This window comes from Dactylosporangium cerinum (assembly GCF_042653625.1).
In the GTDB taxonomy this organism is placed as follows: Bacteria; Actinomycetota; Actinomycetes; order Mycobacteriales; family Micromonosporaceae; genus Dactylosporangium; species Dactylosporangium cerinum.
On sequence record NZ_JBHSIU010000105.1, the window covers coordinates 179,661 to 199,908 of the forward strand.

Consider the following 20,248-nt stretch of genomic DNA (forward strand, 5'->3'; position numbering starts at 1 on the left):
AAGGTAGGTGGCACATGACGGATCCGGTCGAAGGCACCCACGTCACGGACGGCACGGTCGAGCATCCCTCCGCCAGTGACTTCGGCAACGCGCGAATCCTGCCGAAGGACGAGACCTGGTATCAACGCGCGGTGTTCTACGAGGTGCTCGTGCGGGCGTTCGCCGACTCGAACGCCGACGGGTCCGGGGACCTGCAGGGCCTCATCGGCCAGCTGGACTACCTGCAGTGGCTGGGCGTCGACTGCCTCTGGCTGCCGCCGTTCTACGACTCGCCGCTGCGTGACGGCGGCTACGACATCCGTGACTTCTACAAGGTGCTGCCGGACTTCGGCACCGTCGAGGACTTCGTGGAGCTGCTCGACGCGGCCCACAAGCGCGGCATCCGGGTCATCACCGACCTGGTCATGAACCACACGTCGGACTCGCACCTGTGGTTTCAGGAGTCGCGACGGGACCCGTCCGGGCCCTACGGCGACTACTACGTGTGGAGCGACGACAACACCGCCTACGCCGACGCGCGGATCATCTTCGTGGACACCGAAGAGTCGAACTGGACGTTCGACCCGGTGCGCCGGCAGTTCTACTGGCACCGGTTCTTCCACCACCAGCCGGACCTCAACTACGAGAACCCCGAGGTCCAGCGGGAGATGCTGGACGTGCTGCGGTTCTGGCTCGGGCTCGGCATCGACGGGTTCCGGCTCGACGCGGTGCCGTACCTGTTCGAGGACGAGGGCACCAACTGCGAGAACCTGCCGGCGACGCACGAGTTCCTGCGCCGCTGCCGCAAGGTGATCGACGACGAGTTCCCCGGCCGGGTCCTGCTCGCCGAGGCCAACCAGTGGCCGGCCGACGTGGTCCAGTACTTCGGCGACGGCGACGAATGCCACATGGCGTTCCACTTCCCGCTGATGCCGCGCATCTTCATGGCGGTGCGCCGCGAGTCGCGCTTCCCGATCTCGGAGATCCTGGCGCACACGCCGGAGATCCCGGCGAACTGCCAGTGGGGCATCTTCCTGCGCAACCACGACGAGCTGACCCTCGAGATGGTCACCGACGAGGAACGCGACTACATGTACGCGGAGTACGCCAAGGACCCGCGGATGCGCGCGAACGTCGGCATCCGGCGGCGGCTGGCGCCGCTGCTGGAGAACGACCGCAACCAGATCGAGCTGTTCACCGCGCTGCTGCTGTCGCTGCCGGGCTCGCCGGTGCTGTACTACGGCGACGAGATCGGCATGGGCGACAACATCTGGCTCGGCGACCGCGACGGCGTGCGCACCCCGATGCAGTGGACCCCCGACCGCAACGCCGGGTTCTCGCAGGCGAACCCGGGACGGCTGTACCTGCCGGCGATCCAGGACCACGTGTACGGGTACCAGTCGATCAACGTCGAGGCACAGAAGGAGAGCTCGACGTCGGTGCTGAACTGGACCCGGACCATGCTCGCGGTCCGGCGCCGGCACGAGGCGTTCGCCGTCGGCACGTTCCGGGAGCTCGGCGGCTCCAATCCGTCGGTCCTCGCCTACGTGCGCATCCACGACGACGACGTCGTGCTGTGCGTCAACAACCTGTCGCGCTTCCCGCAGCCGATCGAGCTCAACCTGCAACAGTGGGCCGGCTACACCCCGATCGAGCTCACCGGTCACGTCCAGTTCCCGAACGTCGGCCATCTGCCCTACCTGCTCACCCTGCCAGGCCACGGCTTCTACTGGTTTCAGCTGTACGGCCCGCCGGCTGAGCAGAGCTGAGGAGAGACCTTCATCATGACTGCCCTGCCGTTCACCGACTGGCTGCCGCATCAGCGGTGGTACGCGGGCCGTAACCGCACCCTGACCGACGTCCGCCCGGCGGTCGTCACGCCGCTGCTCGACCAGGTCGACCACGTGCTGCTCGACGCGCACTACGAGGACGGCGGCACCGAGCGCTACCAGGTGTTCGTCGGCTGGGACCTCAACGTCATCAGCGAGCTGCAGGCCGCGGCGCTGATCGGGGCCGACGGCGACCGCACCGGCTCCGACGCGCTCTACGACGAGCAGTCCGCGCAGCGGCTCCTCGGCCTGATCGACACCGGAGCGACCGTCGACGGGGTCCGGTTCGTGCCGGAGCCGGGGGTGGCGCTGCCGGTGCAGGCGCCGGCCCGGGTCGTGGACGCGGAGCAGAGCAACACCAGCGTCGTGTTCGACAGCGCCGCGATCCTCAAGGTCTTCCGGCGGGTGTCCCCCGGCATCAACCCGGACCTGGAGCTCAACCGGATCCTCGCCCGGGCCGGCTGCCCCAACGTGGCCCGGCTCCTCGGCGCGGTCGAGAGCAACGACCCCAGCGGCGCACCCGTCACGCTCGCCATGGTCACCGAATACGCGCAGAACTCCGCCGAGGGCTGGGCGATGGCCGCGACCAGTGCCCGGGACCTGTTCGCCGAGCACGACCTGAACCCGGAGGAGGTCGGCGGCGACTTCGCCGGCGAGTCGTGGCGGCTCGGTGAGGCGGTCGCACACGTGCACCGCACCCTCGCCGTCGAGCTCGGCACCGAGGTGGCCCCGGCGCCGGCCGAGGCGATGCTGGCCAGGCTCGACGCCGCGGTGCAGGCGGTGCCGCAGCTGGCCGACTTCGTGCCGGGCGCACAGGCGATGTTCCGCAACGCCGGCGACGAGCCGATCAAGGTCCAGCGCGTCCACGGCGACCTGCACCTGGGCCAGGTGCTGCGCACCCCCGAGTCGTGGCTGTTGATCGACTTCGAGGGTGAGCCCGGGGTACCGGTGGAGCAGCGGCGCCGCCCCGACTCGGTGCTGCGCGACGTCGCCGGGATGTTGCGCTCCTACGAGTACGCGGCCTACCAGCTGCTCGTCGGTGAAGAGGGCGACGAGGCCCTCGCCGAGCGGGCCCGGCAGTGGGTGGACCGTAACCGGACCGCCTTCTGCGACGGCTATGCTGCCGCCGCTGGCTACGACCCCCGCGAGGACCAGGCGTTGCTGTGCGCCTACGAGCTGGACAAAGCGGTCTACGAGACCGCCTACGAGTCCCGGCACCGGCCGACCTGGCTGCGGATCCCGCTGCAGTCCATCGAGCGGCTGGTCAAGGGCTCTTTGACGGAACCCAGGTGACGGAGCTTATGAACCTCGACGACCTCATCGCCGGCCGGTCCCATGACCCGCACGGCATCCTCGGCGCCCATCCTGTATCCGGGATTGAGGCCGACACGACCGTGATCCGGGCGTTGCGCCGCGGCGCCGGCACCGTGACGGTCGTCGCCGACGACGAGCGGCACCCGATGCGGCAGGTGCACGGCGAGGGCGTCTTCGAGGCTGAGCTGCCCGGCATCGTCACCGACTACCGCATCGACGCCGACGGGGTGGTGACCGACGACCCGTACCGGCACCTGCCGACCGTCGGCGAGCTCGACCTGCACCTGATCCAGGAGGGCCGGCACGAGCGGCTGTGGACGGTCCTCGGCGCGCAGACACGCCCCGGCGGGGTCGCGTTCGCGGTGTGGGCGCCGAACGCCCGCGGGGTCCGGGTCGTCGGCGACTTCACCGGCTGGGACGTGCACGCCGGCTGGCCGATGCGCTCGCTGGGCGGCAGCGGCGTGTGGGAGCTGTTCGTGCCCGGCGCGCAGGCCGGCCACCGGTACAAGTTCCGCCTGCTCACCCCCGATGACGGCTGGGTCGAGAAGGCCGACCCGCTCGCCCAGCACACCGAGGTCCCGCCGGCGACGGCGTCGGTGGTCTACCGCTCCGGCTACGACTGGAAGGACGGCGACTGGCTCGCCCAGCGCGCCGAGCGCCGCACCCACGAGGCACCGGTCAGCGTCTACGAGGTCCACCTCGGCTCGTGGCGCCCCGGTCTGTCCTATGTGGAGCTCGCGGACCAGCTGACCGAGTACGTCAGCGACCTCGGCTTCACCCACGTCGAGTTCCTGCCGGTCATGGAGCACCCGTTCGGCGGCTCCTGGGGCTACCAGGTCACCGGCTACTACGCGCCGACGGCCCGCTTCGGCAACCCCGACGAGTTCCGCTACCTGGTGGACCGGCTGCACCAGGCCAACATCGGGGTCATCCTCGACTGGGTCCCGGCCCACTTCCCGAAGGACGCCTGGGCCCTGGCCCGCTTCGACGGCACCCCGCTGTACGAGCACGGCGACTGGCGGCGCGGCGAACACCCCGACTGGGGCACCCTGATCTTCGACTTCGGCCGCTCCGAGGTCCGCAACTTCCTCGTCGCCAACGCCCTCTACTGGTGCGACGAGTTCCACGCCGACGCGCTGCGGGTCGACGCCGTCGCCTCCATGCTCTACCTCGACTACTCCCGCGAACACGGGCAGTGGGCCCCGAACCAGTACGGCGGCCGGGAGAACCTCGACGCGATCTCCTTCCTGCAGGAGGCGAACGCGACCGTCTACAAGCACCACCCCGGGATCATGATGATCGCCGAGGAGTCCACGGCGTGGCTCGGCGTCACCCGCCCCACCGACTCCGGCGGTCTCGGCTTCGGCTTCAAGTGGAACATGGGCTGGATGCACGACACCCTGACCTACGTCGCCAAGGACCCGGTGTACCGCCAGTACCACCACAACCAGATGACGTTCGCCACGGTGTACGCCTGGAGCGAGAACTACCTGCTGCCGATCAGCCACGACGAGGTCGTGCACGGCAAGGGCTCCCTCGTCGGCAAGATGCCCGGCGACCTGTGGAAGAAGCTGGCCAACGCCCGCGCGCTGCTGGCGTACATGTGGTCCTTCCCCGGCAAGCAGCTGCTCTTCATGGGCTGCGAGCTCGGCGACGAGCAGGAGTGGAGCGAGGAGCGCGGCCTGGACTGGGGCCTGCTGCACGACCCGCAGCGCGCCGGCCTGCAACGCCTGGTCCGCGACCTCAACGGCGTCTACCACCGCACCCCGGCCCTGTGGAGCCAGGACATCACCCCGGACGGCTTCCGCTGGATCAACAACGAGGACTCCGGCGGCAACGTCTTCTCCTACCTGCGCTGGGGCACCGACGGTTCCGCGGTCGCGGTCGTCGTCAACTTCGCCGCCCACCCGCACGAGGGCTACCGCGTCGGCCTGCCCTTCACCGGCCGCTGGGCCGAGATCCTCAACACCGACGCCGACGTCTACGGCGGCTCGGGCGTGGGCAACATGGGCGCCGTCGAGGCCACTGCCGTGCCGTGGAACGGCCTGCCGGCCTCCGCCGAGCTCCGCGTCCCGCCGCTCGGCGCCCTCTGGCTCAAACTCGGCTGACCCGCGCCGATCGGGACGGTGGGCATCGATGACCCACCGTCTTGATCGGCGTGGCTGGTCGGTGGAGGCTGCCGACACGACGCCGTCCCTACAGTGGGCGGGGTGACGTTTCGGCTCGGCATCGACCTGGGCACGTCGACCACCGTGGCCGTGCTGGCCGGGCCGGACGGCCCGCCGCGCCCGCTGCTGTTCGACGGGTCGCCGCTGCTGCCCTCAGGCGTGTTCGCCGGCCGGGACTTCGAGCTGCGCACCGGGCAGGACGCCGAGCGCGCGGCGGCCGCGCACCCCGAGGGGCTGGAGCGCAACCCGAAACGCCGCATCGACGACGCCACGGTGTGGCTCGGCGAGCACGAGCACCCGGTCGTCGACCTGCTCGCCGCCGTCCTGGCCCGGGTCGCGGCCGAGGCCCGCCGGGTCGCCGGGCAGGACCCCCGCACCGTCGTGCTCACCCACCCGGCGGCGTGGGGTCGCGCCAGGCTGGACGTGCTGGTCCAGGCCGCCACCAAGGCCGGACTCGCGGTCACCGGCCTGGTCCCCGAGCCGGTCGCGGCCGCCGCCTACTTCGTCTCCGCCCTGCGCCGCACCGTCGCCGTCGGCCGGTCCGTCGTGGTGTACGACCTCGGCGCCGGCACGTTCGACGTCAGCGTCGTGCGGCGCACCGAGGCCGGGTTCGCCGTCGTCGCCGCCCACGGCCTCACCGACGTCGGCGGCCTCGCCCTCGACGCCCTGGTCGTGGCGCATGCCCGCGGCCTGACCGGCGGGGCCACCGACGCCTGGCACGCGCTGGACTGGCCGCAGTCCGCCGCGGATCACCAGGCCCGGCACGCCCTGTGGGCCGGGGCCCGCGCCGCCAAGGAGCAGCTGACCCGCGACACCACCGCCGAGCTGTTCGTGCCCCTGTTCGCCGACAACCGCACCAGGCTGCTGGACTGACATAAATCGGGTGCCTGCGGCACCCGGCGGCGGGTATACAGCATCGATGACCGAAGAAACCCTGGACGGCGGCAACACCGTCGGTGCGGTGCGGATCGGCGAGGTGGTCCACAAGGAGGCGTCGCCGTGGACGCCGACGGTGCACGCGGTGCTGCGGCACCTGGAGGACGCCGGGTTCGACGGCGCGCCCAGGGCGCTCGGCTTCGACGACCAGGGCCGCGAGATGCTCACCTACCTGCCCGGGGAGACGGCCGCCGGGCGGTTCCCGTGGCCGGCGTGGACGTTCACCGACGCGACGCTCACCCAGGTCGGCCGGTGGCTGCGCCGCGTCCATGACCTGACGGCCGGCTTCGTGCCACCGGCGGACGCGCAGTGGTTCGCCGGGCGGACGATGCAGCCCGGCGACGTCATCGGCCATCAGGACGCGGCCCCGTACAACGCGGCGGTCCTCGACGGTGACCGGCTGGTCGGCTTCTTCGACTGGGACACCGCGGGTCCGTCGACACGGGAGTACGACCTGGCGCTCTCGGCGCTGTGGTGGGTGCCGCTGTGCCCGCCGGGCGTGGCCGAGGGGCTGGGCTTCCACGACAGCGCGGACCGGTCCCGCCGGGTGCATCTGCTGCTCGACGCGTACGGCTACGACGGTGACCGGACCGCCTTCGGCGACGTGTTCGTCCAGCGGGCGCGGCGGCAGGCCACCATCATGCGGGAGATGGCCGCCGCCGGGGACCGGGCCGCGATCGCGCTGCTGCCGGTCGCGGGCTACATCGAGGCGTCCGCGGCGGACATCGAGGCGCAGCCGGCCGGTTTCTGGATGCGCTGACCAGGCGCCGGCGGGTGCGTCACGGCAGCAGCTCGACGTACCCGTCGCCGCCGTGCACCCGGATCCGCTGCCCGTCGGTGATCAGCCGGGTGGCGTCCACGACCCCGACGACCGCCGGCAGGCCGTACTCCCGGGCGATCACCGCGCCGTGGGTCATCGCCCCGCCGACCTCCGTCACCAGGCCCGCGACGGCGACGAAGAGGGGCGTCCAGCTCGGGTCCGTGTGGGTCGTGACGAGGATGTCGCCCGGCTCGAGGTCGGCCTCGGCCAGGTCGACGATGACGCGGGCGCGGCCTTCGACGGTCCCGGCGGAGACCGGCACGCCGATCAGGGCGCCGGCCGGCGCGTCGTCGCGCCGGTACGCCCCGGTGAGGGCCTCGCCGTCCGACGTCAGGACCCGGGGTGGCGTGAGCGCGTGGTAGGACCGGAACGCGTCCTTGCGGCGCTGGATCAGCTGGTGATCCGCCCGGTTCGCACGCACGACGTCGTGGAACTCGGCGAACGTGAGGTAGAAGACGTCCTCCCGGTCGGGCAGGACGCCGGCCCGCACGAGCCGGTCGGCCTCCGCCAGCAGGGCCTGCTTGTAGACGAAGTAGCGGCTGATGATGCCGTACTTCGGGTACTCCCGGTAGCCGATGAACGTCCGGACCCGGTCGATCATCCGCTTGGTCTCGGCGGCCTTCTGCTCCCCGTCCGGCAGGGCCAGCAGCCGGGCCAGCACCTCCTGTTCCTTCTGCTGTGCGTCCCGCCGTCCCTGCTCGAAGCGGCGCCCGGCGGCGCCCGGCGCGAAGAGCCTGACGTTGTCGAGGATCAGCGGCACCAGCGTGCTGGGGCGTTCCCGCCACCGCGGCCGGGTGATGTCGATCTCGCCGACGCAGCGCATGCCGTACCGCTCCAGGTAGGCCTCGATGGCGTCGCGCGCCTCGGCCCCGCCCGCGAGCTTCGGCAGCTCGTCCAGGAAACCGTCGTCCTCGACGCCCCGCAGATGCGCCACGACCTCCGGATGCGGGCGGATCACGTCGGCGACGTCGAGCAGCGCCAGTCCCATCTCCGACGTGATGTTGCCGGGGGCGGACAGCGTGAGGGTGTCGGCCGCGTTCTTCTCGCCCAGCCATTCCTGCAGCTGGTCGTTGAGCCACCAGGTGGCCTCCATCCCCGCCATGATCGCCTGGAAGTTCAGCGGGTCGCCGAGGACCCGCTTGTGCTCCTGGAACGCCTTCAGCAGGAAGTCGAACAGCGCCGGTCCGGTCACCGCCGCGATGTCGCGGCGCAGGGCGGCGACGGAGGCCTGGCTGCGCTCGATCAGTCCGGTGACGATGGCCGGATCGGTCCCGATCGGCGCCGGTGCGCCACCCGGTGGCCGGCCGGGCGCCGGGTCCGGCTGCGGGTCGGGTTGAGTCGGGACGAAGTCGTCGCGGTCGAGGACGGTCTGCAGCGCGTCCCGGACCAGCGGGTCGCCCTTGCCCATGACCTCCAGGAGCGCGGCGCGGCCGGCGGGTGTGGCCAGGCGCCCGGTGACGTCGACGAACAGCCGCCCGCCAGCCTCGTGCATCGGCACCATGGCCGTCAGCTGCCAGCAGGACAGCCCCAGGGGCTTCATGGGGTCGGTCATCATCTGCCCGTGACCGACCGAGACGTAGACGTGGGGCTCCTCGTCGCCGGCCTCGGGGATGGGGAACAGCGTGGTGATCGGCCGGCTCTGCACGATCTGGAAGTCGTCGTCGGCCAGGCACCACTCGATGTCCTGCGGGCGGCCGAACTCCGCCTCGATCCGCCGGCCGAGCCGCACCAGCCGCACGACCTGCGCGTCCGTCAGTGCCGGCTGGTCGCGCCGCTGCGGGTCGACCGCCACCTCGTGCGTCCCGCCGGCCGGCAGGGGCTGGACGGCACGCAGCTTGGCCGCGACCGACCTGGCCACGATCTCGCCGTCGCGCACCTGGAAGACGTCCGGGTTCACCAGGCCGGAGACCAGGGCCTCGCCGAGGCCGAACCCGGCGTCCACGGTGGCGACCTTCCGGTTGCCCGTGACGGGGTCGGCGGTGAACAGGATGCCCGACGCGTCCGGGAACACCATCCGCTGCACGACCACGGCCATGTGCACCTTGCGGTGATCGAAGCCGTTGCGCAGCCGGTAGGTCACGGCCCGCTCGGTGAACAGCGACGCCCAGCACCGGGCGACGTGCCGGAGGATCTCCGCCGCCCCCACGACGTTGAGATACGTGTCCTGCTGGCCGGCGAAGGAGGCTGTCGGCAGGTCCTCCGCCGTGGCGCTGGACCGCACGGCATAGGCGGCGTCCGCACCGTGCCGCGCGAGCGCGCCGGTGATCGCCGACGCCAGGTCGTCAGGGACGGCAGCCCCTTCGACGGCCCGGCGGATCTCCGCGCTGAGCGTATGGATCGCGTCCCGGTCGTCCGGGTCCAGCCGCGCCAGCCGGTCGAGCTGTTCGTCCATCGCCGGCGCTTCCGCCATGATCTGCCGGTAGGCGGCCGTCGTCACGCAGAACCCGGCCGGCACCCGGACGCCGTCGATCCGCGACAGCCCACCCAGGTGCGCGGCCTTGCCTCCGACGGCCGCGACCTGCGTCGCGTCAACCTCTTGAAGATCCACCACACCCATGTCGCGCCCCCACTTCCCCATCGGCGCTGTGCCCGGCCGCCGATTCTGCGCCACGACCCGGGTCTTGCCGCAAGCCCCCTGGTGCGCTATACGTTAGAAGTGGCAAGGAGTTGATTTCTCCTTGCCTTCTGCTTTGTCAGGGCGAGGTCGGCTGGGCGGCGTAGAGGCTGTCGAAGACGGGCAGCGGGTTCAGGGTGGTGTACGACCGGGCCCGGTCCCCCGCGATCAGCGCCGAGCAGGTCGGGTCGACGATCACCGCGAGCGGCTGCTGCTCCGGCAGCGTGAACACCAGGCTCAGCTGCACCGGCAGGGTGATCGGCAGGCAGGCCTGATCCGCCGGGACCGCCGGCAGCGCGTTGAGCACGGCGGCGAGCTGGTCGACACCGGTCGTGAGGACCTTCGGCGCCGCCACCGCGGCGGCCGAGCGGCCCGGGCCACCCGAGGCCAGCGGCGTTTCGCACCGGGTCACCGTGGTCGCGCCGGACGGGACCAGCGGGCCGCCGGCGTCGGTCGGCGGCGCACCACCGCCGACCCGGATCCGCACCTCGGCACAGTTCACCGTGGCCCAGACGGCCCCCGACGCGAACGGTGACGCCGCCGCGGACGGCGTCGCCATCGACGGAGACGGCATCGCGGAGCCGGAGCCGGAGCCGGAGACCGAGACCGACGGGTCGACCGGCATCGGCCCGGCGAGCGGTGCGGCCACGGGCTGGCCGACCGGCGCGCCACCCTGGGCGCCGGCCAGCATCGCGGTGCCGCTCGCGAGCACCACCGCGGCGACCGCCACGACGGCGGCGGAGACGGCCATGCCCTCCAGGCTAGGCGGGCTGCGCGGCGCCGGTGGCGGGTTGCCAGGGCTGCACCCAGGGGGTCGCCGGCCAGCCCTCGGCGGCGACCATGAGCGGCCAGCAGGTGGCGCCGTCGACGGCCTCGCGGACCAGGTCGGCGTGCCCGGCGTGGCGGGCGGTCTCCTCGATGAGGTGCAGCAGCACCCAGCGGACCGACCAGGCGTCGACGTCGTCGGGGAACCAGGGGACGCCCTTCGGCACCGGCACGGGCCGGCCCATGTCGGCGATCCCGGCGACGGCCGCGGTGGTCTCCCCGGCCGCCTTGGCGTAGTCGGCGAGGACGTCGGCGAGGGTCTCGTCCTCGCGGAGCCGGAAGCCGTCGTCGTAGTCGGCCTCCCGGCCGGGCTCCTGCACCATGATGGCGACCCAGTTGCGCTCCATCTGGGCGAGGTGCTTGACCAGCCCGCCGACGCTCAGCGTGCTGGCGGTCGGGGCCAGCCGGGCCTGCTCGTCGGTGAGTCCGAAGGCGGCGTTACGCACGCCCTGGCGTTGCTGGTCGAGGAAGGCGAGCAGACCGTCGCGTTCGTCGGCGACCGGAGGCACGTTACCCGGCATGGCTGGACCCCTCTCAACAGGAACTGTCGAGACTCATCCTGCCCCCGGTTGCGGTCAGGATCTGTCCGCTACCGGAATCGGCGTCGGCGGGAGCGGCAGGGGCAGGCCGGGCAGCCCGTCGAGGCTGACCCCGACGTGTTCTTTGCCCTCAAAATACCTGCTGAGCGACTCGTCGTCCTCCCGTGCGAAGCGTTTCGCGTGCAGGTCGCGGTCGGCGTCGTACGTCATGAACGGCACCGCGTAGCCGCACGTGTCGCGGATCAGGTCGGCGTGCACGACGATGATCGCCCGCAGGCCGTGCTGGGTCGTGTCGATGTCCGGGAAGTGCGCGACGAGGTCCGCCCAGCGGGGGTCGTCGCGGAACACCGGCTCGCCGCGCCCGTGCACCCGCACGATGTTGGGCGGCCCGTCGAACGCGCACCACATGAGGGTGATCCGCCCGTTCTCCCGCAGGTGCGCGACCGTCTCGGCATTGCTGCCGGCGAAATCGAGGTAGGCCACGGTCAGCTCGTCGAGGACGGCGAACGACCCGGTGAGGCCCTTCGGGGACAGGTTGATGGTGCCGTCGCCGGACAGCGGCGCGGTCGCGGTGAAGAAGATGTGCTGCGCCTCGATGAAGGTGCGCAGCCGGCCGTCGATGCGTTCGTACTCCTTACCCATGCCCGCCATCGTCCCGCTGAGCGGCCGCTCCCGCGTATGACCGGCGTTACAACGGCAGCAACGCCGGCGCGGCGGTGCTCTCCCGGACCACGAGCCGGGTGGCGAGCTCGATGCGGGTCGACTCGATCCGCTCCCCGGCGATGATGCGCAGCAGGGTGCGGGCGGCGGCGACGCCCATCTCGTGCAGCGGCTGGCGGACCGTGGTCAGCGGCGGCGCGGTCCACTCGGCGAAGTTGAGGTCGTCGAAGCCGACCACGCTCACGTCGTGCGGGACGCCGCGACCGGCCTGCCGTAGCGCCTCGTAGACGCCGGTCGCCTGCTGGTCGCTGCCGGCGAAGACGGCGGTCGGCGGGTCCGGCAGCGCCAGGAACCCGGCCATCGCCCGCAGGCCCCCGTCGTGATGAAAGTTTCCGTATCGCACCAGGTGCCGGTCGGCGACGATCCCGGCGGATTCGAGGGCCGCCCGGTAGCCGGCGATGCGGGCGCGGGTGCACTGCAGCTGCTCCGGCCCGCCGATCGCGGCGATCCGCCGGTGCCCGAGCCCGACGAGGTGCTCGGTCGCGGCGTAGCCGCCGGCGAAGTTGGTCGCGCCGATCGACGGCACGTCCGGCGGCGGCTGGCTGACCCCGTCGACGACGACGAACGGCATGTTCCGGCGGGACAGCTCGGCCCGCTGGTGCTCGCTGAGCTCGGACAGGACCAGGATGGCGCCCTGCGACCCGCGGGCCAGCAGCGACTCCAGCCACCGGCGGGTCAGGCTCTCCCGGTTGTGCACGGCGGAGACGACCAGGCCCAGGCCGGCCGCCTCGACGACCTCCTCGACGCCGGTCAGGATCGACAGGCCCCAGACGCTGTCGAGCTCGTTGATGACCAGGTCGACGAGGTCGCTGCGGCGGCCGGGCCGGCGGGAGGCGGGCGGCCGCTGGTAGCCGCGGTCGGCGAGGAGCTGCTCGATGTGCTTGCGGGTGGCGACGGAGACGTCGGTGTGCCCGTTGAGCACCTTCGAGACGGTCGAGATGGCCACGTTCGCCTCGCGGGCGATCTCCGCCATGGTCGGCCGCTTCGTCACCATGCCGCGCCCCATTTCGAAAGTTTCGGCCGCCATACTTCCTGCAGCGGCACGGTACACCCGAAAACGCACGCTCGAAATACCCCGGAAACTTTCGAAGGTCAGTCCCCGGTCGCCTCGGCGCGCAGCCCCTCGCCCTCCATGGCCATGTACCGCCGGACCAGCCCCGAGTAGAACAGCAGGGTCGGCCGCGCGAGGGGCCCCGCGAACGACAGCGTCAGCTCGGCGACGCAGGTGCCGTCGCCGGCGTCGGTCGCCCAGTGCCCGGCGACGTTGCTGATGCCGGCCGACCGCGAGGTCCACTCGAACCCGGTCGGGCCGACCTTCGTCACGGTCCACGTCGACGGCGGCAGCTTCGGCTGCTTCACCACGACGGTCTCGCCGACCGCGAGCGGGCCGGTCCCGGACCGCTCGACTGTGGACACCGAGGCGGTCCACCGCGGCCAGCGGGCCACGTCGCACATGATGCGGCCGACCACGTCGGCCGGAGCGCCGACGGGCACGCGCTCGGAGAACTCGATCGCCATGCCCGACACCCTATGCCTGTCCCGGACAGGACAGTTCGCGCTCGAACCCGCGCCGGGCCCGCGCCGTAATCGCACGCGACACACTGTCCAGTGAAAAGGAGGGGACCCGCGAGGCCACCGGCGGCCGCGCGGGCGCTACTTCTCCAGGAGGCCGGCGCCGGGGACCTTCGGCGCCAGCGGCGGGCAGTGGGTGTGGGTGGCGGCGGCCAGGCCGCCACACTGCGCCGGCAGCCCGACGAGCAGGTTGTGGTCGTACACCAGCAATGCCCAACGACCGAAGTCGTGCCGCTCGACCGGCGGGCCGAACTGCGCGAGGGCCGCTTCCACGGTGCCGTACCTGGCATGCTTCAGGTCGACGACGAGGAACCGGGCGTCGTGCGCGGCGGCGTCGTACCAGTCGGCGTCGGACTCCCACCGGAACGAGCGGATGTCCGGACCGATGACCGGTGCGACGCGGACCTTCCCGCCGCTGGCGACGGTGATGTTGTTGGAGCCCCAGTAGCTGCCGAGCCCGTACCTCAGGTCGTGCGCGACGAGGTACTCCGCGACCGCGTGCGCCTCCGGCGGCTCCGGCTCCGCGGCCGCTGCCTGCGTCCCGAACGCCACCACGAGCACCACGCAGGCGGCCGCCATGAGCCGCTTGGCGACCGGGCCGGCGGCGAGGAGCCGCTCGCCCCACAGCCGCCCGGCGAGGACCGCGCCGAACGGCAGCACGGTGACGATCTGCCGGGCGCTGCCCATGTCCCCGGCCTGCGTCGAGACGATGAACGCGGCGAGGTTGACCAGGATCGCGGCCGCCAGCACCTCGGCGACCCGGTCACCGTCCCCGCTGCGGAAGAACCTGGCGACGGTCGCCGCGAACGCCGCCACCGCGAGGAGCAGCAGCGCCAGGTTGACGATCCCGGCGGCGAGCGCCACCGGCCCGTCCAGCGTCGGAAGGTACGCGCCGTAGTTGTGCGCGGTCGCCGTCACCGCGGTCACCACGTGGTCGCCGAGCTGGTCGGTGGGGCTGAACCGGGCGACCGGTGAGTGCACCGAGAACCCGCCGGCCCGCCAGATCAGGGCCAGCAGCCCGTGCGCGAGCGCCATCGAGCCGACCGCGGCCACCAGCAGGTGCGCGTCGGCGCCGCGCCACGTGCGGGCCCGCACCAGCCGCGCCGCGCTGACCAGCGCCAGCGGCACCGCGCCGACGAACATCGCGAGGGGGTCGGCGACCTGCGCGAGCGCGAGGACCACCAGGACCCCGACCGGCCACCACCGCCGCAGCGGCGTGGCCGACCGCCGGTCCACGAGCAGCCACGCGAGCAGCAGCGGCACCGCGGTCCCGGTGTGGTCCGGCGCGTACAGCACGATCGCCCACCCACCGTGCGGCTGCGGCACCAGCAGCGTCGCCACGACCACGGCCACCCGCGCCCAGGCCGCCCGCCCGGTGGCGTCGCCCTTGGCGACCAGCGCCGCGAACACGATCAGCAGCAGGTAGGTGGTCGCCGACGCCACGTGCACGACGTCCTGGTCGAGGCCGTAGAAGACCTCGATCAGCGCATACTGGATCAGCTCCGTGGTGTAGAACGACACGTCACTGAGCGTCCAGCCGTGCAGCAGCACGTCGCCGTGCAGCATGTCCCACGCCTGCAGGGCGTTGGCGGACGCGTCGCTGTTCGTGGGGGTCGCCCGCGCCATCCGCAGATAGCCCAGCAGCAGCACCGCCACTCCGGCCAGGACGGCCCCGACCGTCGCGAACCGGACCTTGCGCCTGCCCGGTGCCTCCGGTGCACCGGCACCGCCGGCTCGAACACGTTGACGCGGAACTGTGGGCAGGGTCGCCCGCTGGGCGGGCCCCGTCACCCCGCCTAGAGTTGGGCTCACACAGCCTCCGACGCTTTCCCCCCGCCGCGTGGTTGGCGGCACCCAGTGAACGTGATCTACCTGTGATCCCGCTCGCGGGCAATTGTGCAGCACGCCCGCCACGCCCGACGCCCCGTCCGGCGGGATGTGTCACATCCCTCCCTGCCGGTCGCCCGGCGTCAGGGTCCGCGTGGGGGTGATGACCCCACGACCAGAGCTCAGACGTCGACCCAGGCGTCCAGACCACTCGGCGAGACGCAGTGCACCCGGCCGCCGGGGTGCAGGGCAGGGTCGGCCGCGTATCGGGCGGCGAGCTCCTCCTCCGCCTCCGCCGAGCCGGCGTCCGCGGCAAGCAGGCGCTCCGCCACCCAGTCCGCGAGGTCCTCGTCCAGGGCGCCCCACTCGTCCCACAGCAGCAGCTCGTCGCGCTGCCGGTGGGCCAGCTCGTGGCGGACCTGGTCGAGCAGGAAGCGGTGGCCGCGGAACGGGCCGACCGGGTCGGCGCCGTAGTTGTCGGGGTCGATCTCGTCGCGGCGGTGCGCGGTCCACGCCTCGGCGGCGGTGATGAAGTGCCGCACGTCGAAGGTGTCGAAGTCGGTCGTGGCCGGGTCCAGCTGGGCGTCGACGCGGACCCAGCGCTCGCCGTTCCAGTACTCGGTGACGACGTGGTCGTAGTGGAACGCGTCGCCGAAGTAGCCGGCGAACCCGATCCGGCTGCGGGCGGCGACCCCGCGGTGGCGCAGCGCGGCGACGGTGAGCAGGGTGAAGTCGCGGGCGCAGCCGACCACGCGGGTCTTCGGCTCGCGGGGCGCGCCGAGCGGGCGGGTGTGCCGGGACCGGTCCGCGGCCAGGATCCGCGACACCCACCGGGAGTCGACCTCGGCGAGCCGTTCGTTCACAAACGACAGACCCTGCGCGTAGTAGTGCACGATCACGTTGCGCACCACGCCGACCAGGCCCGGAACGTCCGTCGGCAGGTGGTTGAGCAGCCCGGCATAGGGACCCGGGTCACTGTAGGCGGACTGCGACCGGTACCGATCGACCATGCGCCTCAATGTACCGTCACCCGATGCGCATCGACGCTCGCGGGCTCACCTTCGACGTGCACCCCGCAGGCCCCGCCGACGGACCCGCAGTCCTGCTGCTGCACGGTTTTCCGCAGGACAGCCGGGAATGGGACGGGATCACCGGCGGGCTGCACGCCGCCGGCCTGCGCACGTTCGCCCTCGACCAGCGCGGCTACTCCCCCGGCGCCCGGCCGGCGGGCAAGGACCAGTACCGGATGGCCGAGTGCGTCGCCGACGCCGTCGCGGTGCTCGACGCCCTGGCCGTCCCGGCGGCGCACGTCGTCGGGCACGACTGGGGTGCCGCGGTCGCGTGGCAGCTCGCGGGCCGCCACCCGGACCGGGTCCGCACGCTGACCGCGGTGTCGGTGCCGCACCCCCGCGCCTATGCGACGTCGGTCAAGCGGGATCCGGCGCAGCTGGTGAAGTCGGCGTACATGCTGTTCTTCCGCACGCCGTGGCTGCCCGAGCGGGTCCTGTCCGCCCGCGACGGCGCGCTGCTGCGGCGGGTGCCCCACGGCGCGGCGATGCTGCAGCCGGGACGGCTGACCGGGGCGCTCAACTGGTACCGCGCGATCTCCGGCGACGACCTCGACGGCCTCGGATCCGTCGGCGTGCCGACGACGTTCGTGTGGAGCGACCGGGACGTGGCGATCTCCGGCCACGCCGCCCGCAGGTGCGCGGGGTACGTGACCGGGGACTACCGGTTCGTGACGCTGGAGGGGGTCAGCCATTGGATCCCCGACGAGGCGCCGGAACGGCTCCTCGATGCGGTCCTGGAGCGGATCAGCCCCCGTCCACCGCGGTGAACGGCCGCAGCGGCTGCTTGGCCTGGACCGCCGGGTTCGTGACCCGGCTGACCACGTCGAACATGGTGCGGCCGAGCACGGCGTGCGCCTCGACCGCGGGGTGCGTCGCGCCGTAGTTGTCGAGGTCGCCGAGGCCCTCGGCGAACAGCCCGTAGACCAGGGCGGGCGCGCCGTCGGCGCCGAACATGACGCCGGCCTCGTGCCGGGACGCGCCGAGGGTGTTGAAGTCCTGGCCGTACTTCGTCGCGACCCGGCTGCGCTCCGCCGAGGACATGGAGCGGCGGATGCCGTCGTGATAGCCGTTGATCCAGCGCAGGATGCCGAGCAGGAAGTCGCACGACGCCGGGGTGAGCAGCGTCTTCGTCGCGAGGCGCCACAGCAGGTCGTGGATCTCCCGGGGCGTGGTGTCGCCGAGGAAGAACCGGTTCGGGTTGGCGACCGGCTCGACCCGGGTGTGCACGAACCCCTTCGCGGCGAGGATCTCGTTGATCTCCAGCGCGGGCACGACCCGGCCGCACATGCGCACCGCGGTGTTGTCGGAGACCAGCAGCATCGCGGTGAGGAAGTTGGCCACGGTGATGTCGTCGCCCCACACGGTGTGCAGGAAGTAGATGCCGGAGCCGCCGAGGATGATGTCGGCCTGCAGGTCCAGCTTCGTGCCCAGCGACAGTTCACCACGGTCGATCTTGTCCATGACAGCGGTGGCGACGGCGAGCTTCTGCACGCTGTAGCCCTTGGTGACGTGGTCGGCGTCGTCCTGGACGACCGGCTGCGGCACCCCGGCGGCGTCGACCAGGGCGATGTGCGAGTGCCAGGAACCACCGGCACGGGCCTTCTGCCGCTCGTACACCCGCCGGATCCGCTCAGCGGGCGGCAACGAGTGCTCGGTGGAGGCGGGGGCGGCGGCGGCGGGCGTGCCGACCAGTGGGACGGCCGCGGCACCGGCACCGAGCGCGATGGCGGCGCGGCGGGTGAGCTTGTTCGTCATGCTTCGGACCGTATCGACGCGCCATGACCGATTCAAGATGACAAATCCCATCTGCGGTGCTGTCAACGTTTCGAGCGCCCGCCGGCGTCCGCCTTGTAGATTTCCATGATGGACATCGCCGCGTCCCTCACGGGGGCTTTGCAGGCGGTCACCTTCGCCGACCGCGGCGCCGACGAGGTGACCGGCCTGCTCGTCGACGCGGTCGTCGGGTGGGGTGAGCGGCTCGGGTGGCGCACCTACCGCAGGGCGGCGAGCGTGGTGCCGTTGCCGCCGCCGTACGAGCGGCAGCACTCCGTCGTCGACGTCGCCTTCGCCCGCCCGGACGGCCCGCCGGTGGTGGTCGAGGTCGACCACGGCGACCGGCGGCGCACCGTGGACAAGCTCGCCGCCGAGGCCGCCGCCGGCCGGGTCGCGGTCTGGGTGCGGTGGGGCCCGGGCCGGCTGCCGGCGCCCGACGGGGTGCTCCTGGTGGCGCTGCCGGTGACGGCGAGGACCGGTCTGCACGGGCGCGGCAAGGTGTACTCCCAGACGCCGGACCTGCCCGCGCCGGAGCACAGCGCGGGCGGCGGGTCGTACACGACGGAGGCGCTCGACCCTTCCTTCGACCCTGACGTCGCGCTGGTGCTGCGGGCCTACGCCGCGTTCGCCCGGGGCGACATCGACGGCGCGGTGCGGGACCTGGCGCCCGACGTGGACTGGATCGAGCCGGACGAGTTCCCGGGCGGCGGCCATCACCGCGGCCCGGCGGCGGTCGCGGCATATCTGCGCGACTCCTACGACGGGTGGGCGGAGCTGCACTCGGAGCCGGTCGCGCACCGCCGCGGCGACCAGGTCGTGATCGTGCACCACGTGTGGGGCGTGCTGCGCGACGGCAGCCGCGGCGAGGCGACGGTCGCCGACGTCTTCACCGTCGAGGACGGCAGGGTCGTGCTGATGATGGCCTACGCGGACCCGGCCGACGCGTTCAGGTGAGCGTGCACCACGCGGCTCTTCCCGCCGGTCTTCGCCGCGTACATGGCGACGTCGGCGTCGTGCATGAGGGCGTCGATCGGGATCTCGCCGTCCCACAGTGACACGCCGATGCTGGCCCGCGGGGTGAGCGTGGCGCCGTTGTAGCCGGTCGGGGCCTGCAGCGCGGCGAGGAGCCGGTCGGCGACGGCGTCGACGTCCTCGCGGGTGTCCATGCCGTCGAGCAGGACCGCGAACTCGTCGCCGCCGAGCCGGGCGACGGTGTCGCGGGCGCGCACGCCGGCGAGGAGGCGTTCGGCGACGACGGTGAGCAGGTGGTCCCCGGCGACGTGCCCGTGCGCGTCGTTGACCTGTTTGAAGCCGTCCAGGTCGACCAGCAGCATCGCGACCGGCAGGCCCGCCCGGGCGGTGTCGCGGGCGGCGCCGAGGCGCTCGCGCAGCAGCGCCCGGTTGGCCAGGCCGGTGAGCCCGTCGTGGGAGGCCCGGTGGTGCACCTCCTCGAACGCCTTGCGCAGCACGCCGAGCGTCTCGTTGAGGGAGCGGCCCATCTGGCCGACCTCGTCGTCGCGGTCGAGCTCGACGCGGCGGCTCAGGTCGCCGCGGGCGACCCGGGCGAGGACGTCGACGACCTCGCGCAGCGGCCGGGAGATGGTCCGGGCGGCGAGGACCGACAGCAGCAGCGCGGTGAGCGCGCCGACCACGAGCAGCAGCCCCATCAGCTTGGCGGTGCGGACGCTGTTGGCCTTGACCTGGCGGGCGCCGTCGTCGACCGCGTCGACGAGCTGGTCCAGGAAGCTGCCGGCGCGGTCCTTGACCGCGCGGGCGATCGCCTCGGAGCGCACGAGCACCACGGAGGCGGCCTTGCGCTGGTCGCCGGCCCGGGCCGCGTCGAGGGCCGCGTCGCGGGCGGTGCGCCACATGGTGATGGTCGCGGCGAACGCGCGGAGGCTCTCGTGCTCGGCGGCGGGCAGCCCGATGCGGGTCAGCGCCCGGACGTCGGTGTCGATGGCCCGGTCGGTCTCGGCGATGACCTCGGCGTAGCTGTCGCGGTAGAAGCCGGGCTCCGACAGGATGTAGGACAGCACGGACTCCTGCTGCGAGCCGACCGCGGAGCGCACCGCGGTCATCCTGGCCAGTGCCAGCACGTTGACCCGGTACTCGCGGTCCTGCTCGGCGACGAGGCGGCGCAGGTTGAGCAGCCCGACGACGCCGGACGCGGTGAAGATCGCGGTGACGACGAGCGACACACTGATGATCTTCGTAGCGATCCGGCGGTCACCGGCCCAGCGCCGCACCCGCTTGTACACACTG

17 protein-coding genes are annotated in these 20,248 nt (G+C 72.5%); 7 read left to right on the plus strand and 10 right to left on the minus strand.

Translation table 11 applies throughout. The annotated features are described in order from the left end of the window. Window positions 1-14: 14 nt before the first annotated feature. The 5 genes from treS to ACFPIJ_RS53360 all read left to right on the plus strand — a co-directional run bounded on the left by treS (window position 15) and on the right by ACFPIJ_RS53360 (window position 6,986). Entirely contained in the window at window positions 15-1,748 is a 1,734-nt protein-coding gene (treS, locus tag ACFPIJ_RS53340) for a maltose alpha-D-glucosyltransferase (RefSeq protein ID WP_380127225.1), read from the plus strand. A 15-nt stretch (window positions 1,749-1,763) separates the two neighbouring features. Continuing rightward, window positions 1,764-3,101: a maltokinase N-terminal cap-like domain-containing protein gene (locus ACFPIJ_RS53345; RefSeq protein WP_380127226.1), complete on the plus strand. Its 1,338-nt coding sequence runs from the start codon at window positions 1,764-1,766 to the stop codon at window positions 3,099-3,101. Window positions 3,102-3,109: 8 nt separating this feature from the next. Continuing rightward, entirely contained in the window at window positions 3,110-5,230 is a 2,121-nt protein-coding gene (glgB, locus tag ACFPIJ_RS53350; RefSeq protein ID WP_380127390.1) for a 1,4-alpha-glucan branching protein GlgB, read from the plus strand. Between the two features lie 102 nt (window positions 5,231-5,332). After that, window positions 5,333-6,163 (plus strand): Hsp70 family protein, encoded by an 831-nt coding sequence (locus tag ACFPIJ_RS53355; protein ID WP_380127227.1) that lies wholly within the window; start codon window positions 5,333-5,335, stop codon window positions 6,161-6,163. A 46-nt stretch (window positions 6,164-6,209) separates the two neighbouring features. After that, entirely contained in the window at window positions 6,210-6,986 is a 777-nt protein-coding gene (locus ACFPIJ_RS53360; protein WP_380127228.1) for a phosphotransferase, read from the plus strand. Between the two features lie 19 nt (window positions 6,987-7,005). Here the strand turns inward: ACFPIJ_RS53360 and rph are convergent, their stop codons facing one another. The 8 genes from rph to ACFPIJ_RS53400 all read right to left on the minus strand — a co-directional run bounded on the left by rph (window position 7,006) and on the right by ACFPIJ_RS53400 (window position 16,153). After that, window positions 7,006-9,624, minus strand: a complete 2,619-nt coding sequence (rph, locus tag ACFPIJ_RS53365) for a rifamycin-inactivating phosphotransferase (RefSeq protein ID WP_380127229.1) — start codon at window positions 9,622-9,624, stop codon at window positions 7,006-7,008. 115 nt (window positions 9,625-9,739) lie between these two features. Then, the gene (locus tag ACFPIJ_RS53370) at window positions 9,740-10,411 is read right to left on the minus strand and encodes a hypothetical protein (RefSeq protein ID WP_380127230.1); all 672 of its coding nucleotides are present in this window, start codon (window positions 10,409-10,411) and stop codon (window positions 9,740-9,742) included. Between the two features lie 10 nt (window positions 10,412-10,421). After that, on the minus strand, window positions 10,422-11,006 hold the full coding sequence (locus tag ACFPIJ_RS53375) for a DinB family protein (RefSeq protein ID WP_380127231.1): 585 nt from the start codon (window positions 11,004-11,006) through the stop codon (window positions 10,422-10,424). Window positions 11,007-11,060: 54 nt separating this feature from the next. Next, on the minus strand, window positions 11,061-11,666 hold the full coding sequence (locus ACFPIJ_RS53380) for a pyridoxamine 5'-phosphate oxidase family protein (protein ID WP_380127232.1): 606 nt from the start codon (window positions 11,664-11,666) through the stop codon (window positions 11,061-11,063). A gap of 46 nt (window positions 11,667-11,712) precedes the next feature. Next, window positions 11,713-12,738, minus strand: a complete 1,026-nt coding sequence (locus tag ACFPIJ_RS53385) for a LacI family DNA-binding transcriptional regulator (RefSeq protein ID WP_380127233.1) — start codon at window positions 12,736-12,738, stop codon at window positions 11,713-11,715. 98 nt (window positions 12,739-12,836) lie between these two features. After that, window positions 12,837-13,262, minus strand: a complete 426-nt coding sequence (locus ACFPIJ_RS53390) for an SRPBCC family protein (RefSeq protein ID WP_380127234.1) — start codon at window positions 13,260-13,262, stop codon at window positions 12,837-12,839. A 135-nt stretch (window positions 13,263-13,397) separates the two neighbouring features. Beyond that, complete coding sequence (locus tag ACFPIJ_RS53395) at window positions 13,398-15,107, minus strand: hypothetical protein (protein ID WP_380127235.1); 1,710 nt, start codon at window positions 15,105-15,107, stop codon at window positions 13,398-13,400. A 218-nt stretch (window positions 15,108-15,325) separates the two neighbouring features. Beyond that, the gene (locus ACFPIJ_RS53400) at window positions 15,326-16,153 is read right to left on the minus strand and encodes a transglutaminase domain-containing protein (RefSeq protein ID WP_380127237.1); all 828 of its coding nucleotides are present in this window, start codon (window positions 16,151-16,153) and stop codon (window positions 15,326-15,328) included. 23 nt (window positions 16,154-16,176) lie between these two features. Between ACFPIJ_RS53400 and ACFPIJ_RS53405 the strand changes: the two genes are divergently transcribed. After that, window positions 16,177-16,980, plus strand: a complete 804-nt coding sequence (locus ACFPIJ_RS53405) for an alpha/beta fold hydrolase (protein ID WP_380127238.1) — start codon at window positions 16,177-16,179, stop codon at window positions 16,978-16,980. On the opposite strand, the gene ACFPIJ_RS53410 is transcribed toward ACFPIJ_RS53405, so the two are convergent. Further along, complete coding sequence (locus tag ACFPIJ_RS53410; RefSeq protein ID WP_380127240.1) at window positions 16,958-17,968, minus strand: serine hydrolase; 1,011 nt, start codon at window positions 17,966-17,968, stop codon at window positions 16,958-16,960. The genes ACFPIJ_RS53405 and ACFPIJ_RS53410 overlap by 23 nt on opposite strands. A 108-nt stretch (window positions 17,969-18,076) precedes the next feature. Between ACFPIJ_RS53410 and ACFPIJ_RS53415 the strand changes: the two genes are divergently transcribed. Then, window positions 18,077-18,940, plus strand: a complete 864-nt coding sequence (locus tag ACFPIJ_RS53415; protein ID WP_380127241.1) for a nuclear transport factor 2 family protein — start codon at window positions 18,077-18,079, stop codon at window positions 18,938-18,940. Here ACFPIJ_RS53415 and ACFPIJ_RS53420 read toward each other — a convergent pair. Further along, on the minus strand, window positions 18,910-20,244 hold the full coding sequence (locus ACFPIJ_RS53420; protein WP_380127243.1) for a diguanylate cyclase domain-containing protein: 1,335 nt from the start codon (window positions 20,242-20,244) through the stop codon (window positions 18,910-18,912). The genes ACFPIJ_RS53415 and ACFPIJ_RS53420 overlap by 31 nt on opposite strands. Window positions 20,245-20,248: the final 4 nt, after the last annotated feature.

Bases quoted from the DNA above. Each gene is read 5' to 3' on its own strand.
- treS (WP_380127225.1), top strand. From the start codon at position 15: ATGACGGATCCGGTCGAAGGCACCCACGTCACGGACGGCACGGTCGAG.
- ACFPIJ_RS53345 (WP_380127226.1), top strand. From the start codon at position 1,764: ATGACTGCCCTGCCGTTCACCGACTGGCTGCCGCATCAGCGGTGGTAC.
- glgB (WP_380127390.1), top strand. From the start codon at position 3,110: ATGAACCTCGACGACCTCATCGCCGGCCGGTCCCATGACCCGCACGGC.
- ACFPIJ_RS53360 (WP_380127228.1), top strand. From the start codon at position 6,210: ATGACCGAAGAAACCCTGGACGGCGGCAACACCGTCGGTGCGGTGCGG.
- rph (WP_380127229.1), bottom strand. From the start codon at position 9,624: ATGGGGAAGTGGGGGCGCGACATGGGTGTGGTGGATCTTCAAGAGGTT.
- ACFPIJ_RS53370 (WP_380127230.1), bottom strand. From the start codon at position 10,411: ATGGCCGTCTCCGCCGCCGTCGTGGCGGTCGCCGCGGTGGTGCTCGCG.
- ACFPIJ_RS53375 (WP_380127231.1), bottom strand. From the start codon at position 11,006: ATGCCGGGTAACGTGCCTCCGGTCGCCGACGAACGCGACGGTCTGCTC.
- ACFPIJ_RS53380 (WP_380127232.1), bottom strand. From the start codon at position 11,666: ATGGGTAAGGAGTACGAACGCATCGACGGCCGGCTGCGCACCTTCATC.
- ACFPIJ_RS53385 (WP_380127233.1), bottom strand. From the start codon at position 12,738: ATGGTGACGAAGCGGCCGACCATGGCGGAGATCGCCCGCGAGGCGAAC.
- ACFPIJ_RS53390 (WP_380127234.1), bottom strand. From the start codon at position 13,262: ATGGCGATCGAGTTCTCCGAGCGCGTGCCCGTCGGCGCTCCGGCCGAC.
- ACFPIJ_RS53400 (WP_380127237.1), bottom strand. From the start codon at position 16,153: ATGGTCGATCGGTACCGGTCGCAGTCCGCCTACAGTGACCCGGGTCCC.
- ACFPIJ_RS53405 (WP_380127238.1), top strand. From the start codon at position 16,177: ATGCGCATCGACGCTCGCGGGCTCACCTTCGACGTGCACCCCGCAGGC.
- ACFPIJ_RS53410 (WP_380127240.1), bottom strand. From the start codon at position 17,968: ATGACGAACAAGCTCACCCGCCGCGCCGCCATCGCGCTCGGTGCCGGT.
- ACFPIJ_RS53415 (WP_380127241.1), top strand. From the start codon at position 18,077: ATGGACATCGCCGCGTCCCTCACGGGGGCTTTGCAGGCGGTCACCTTC.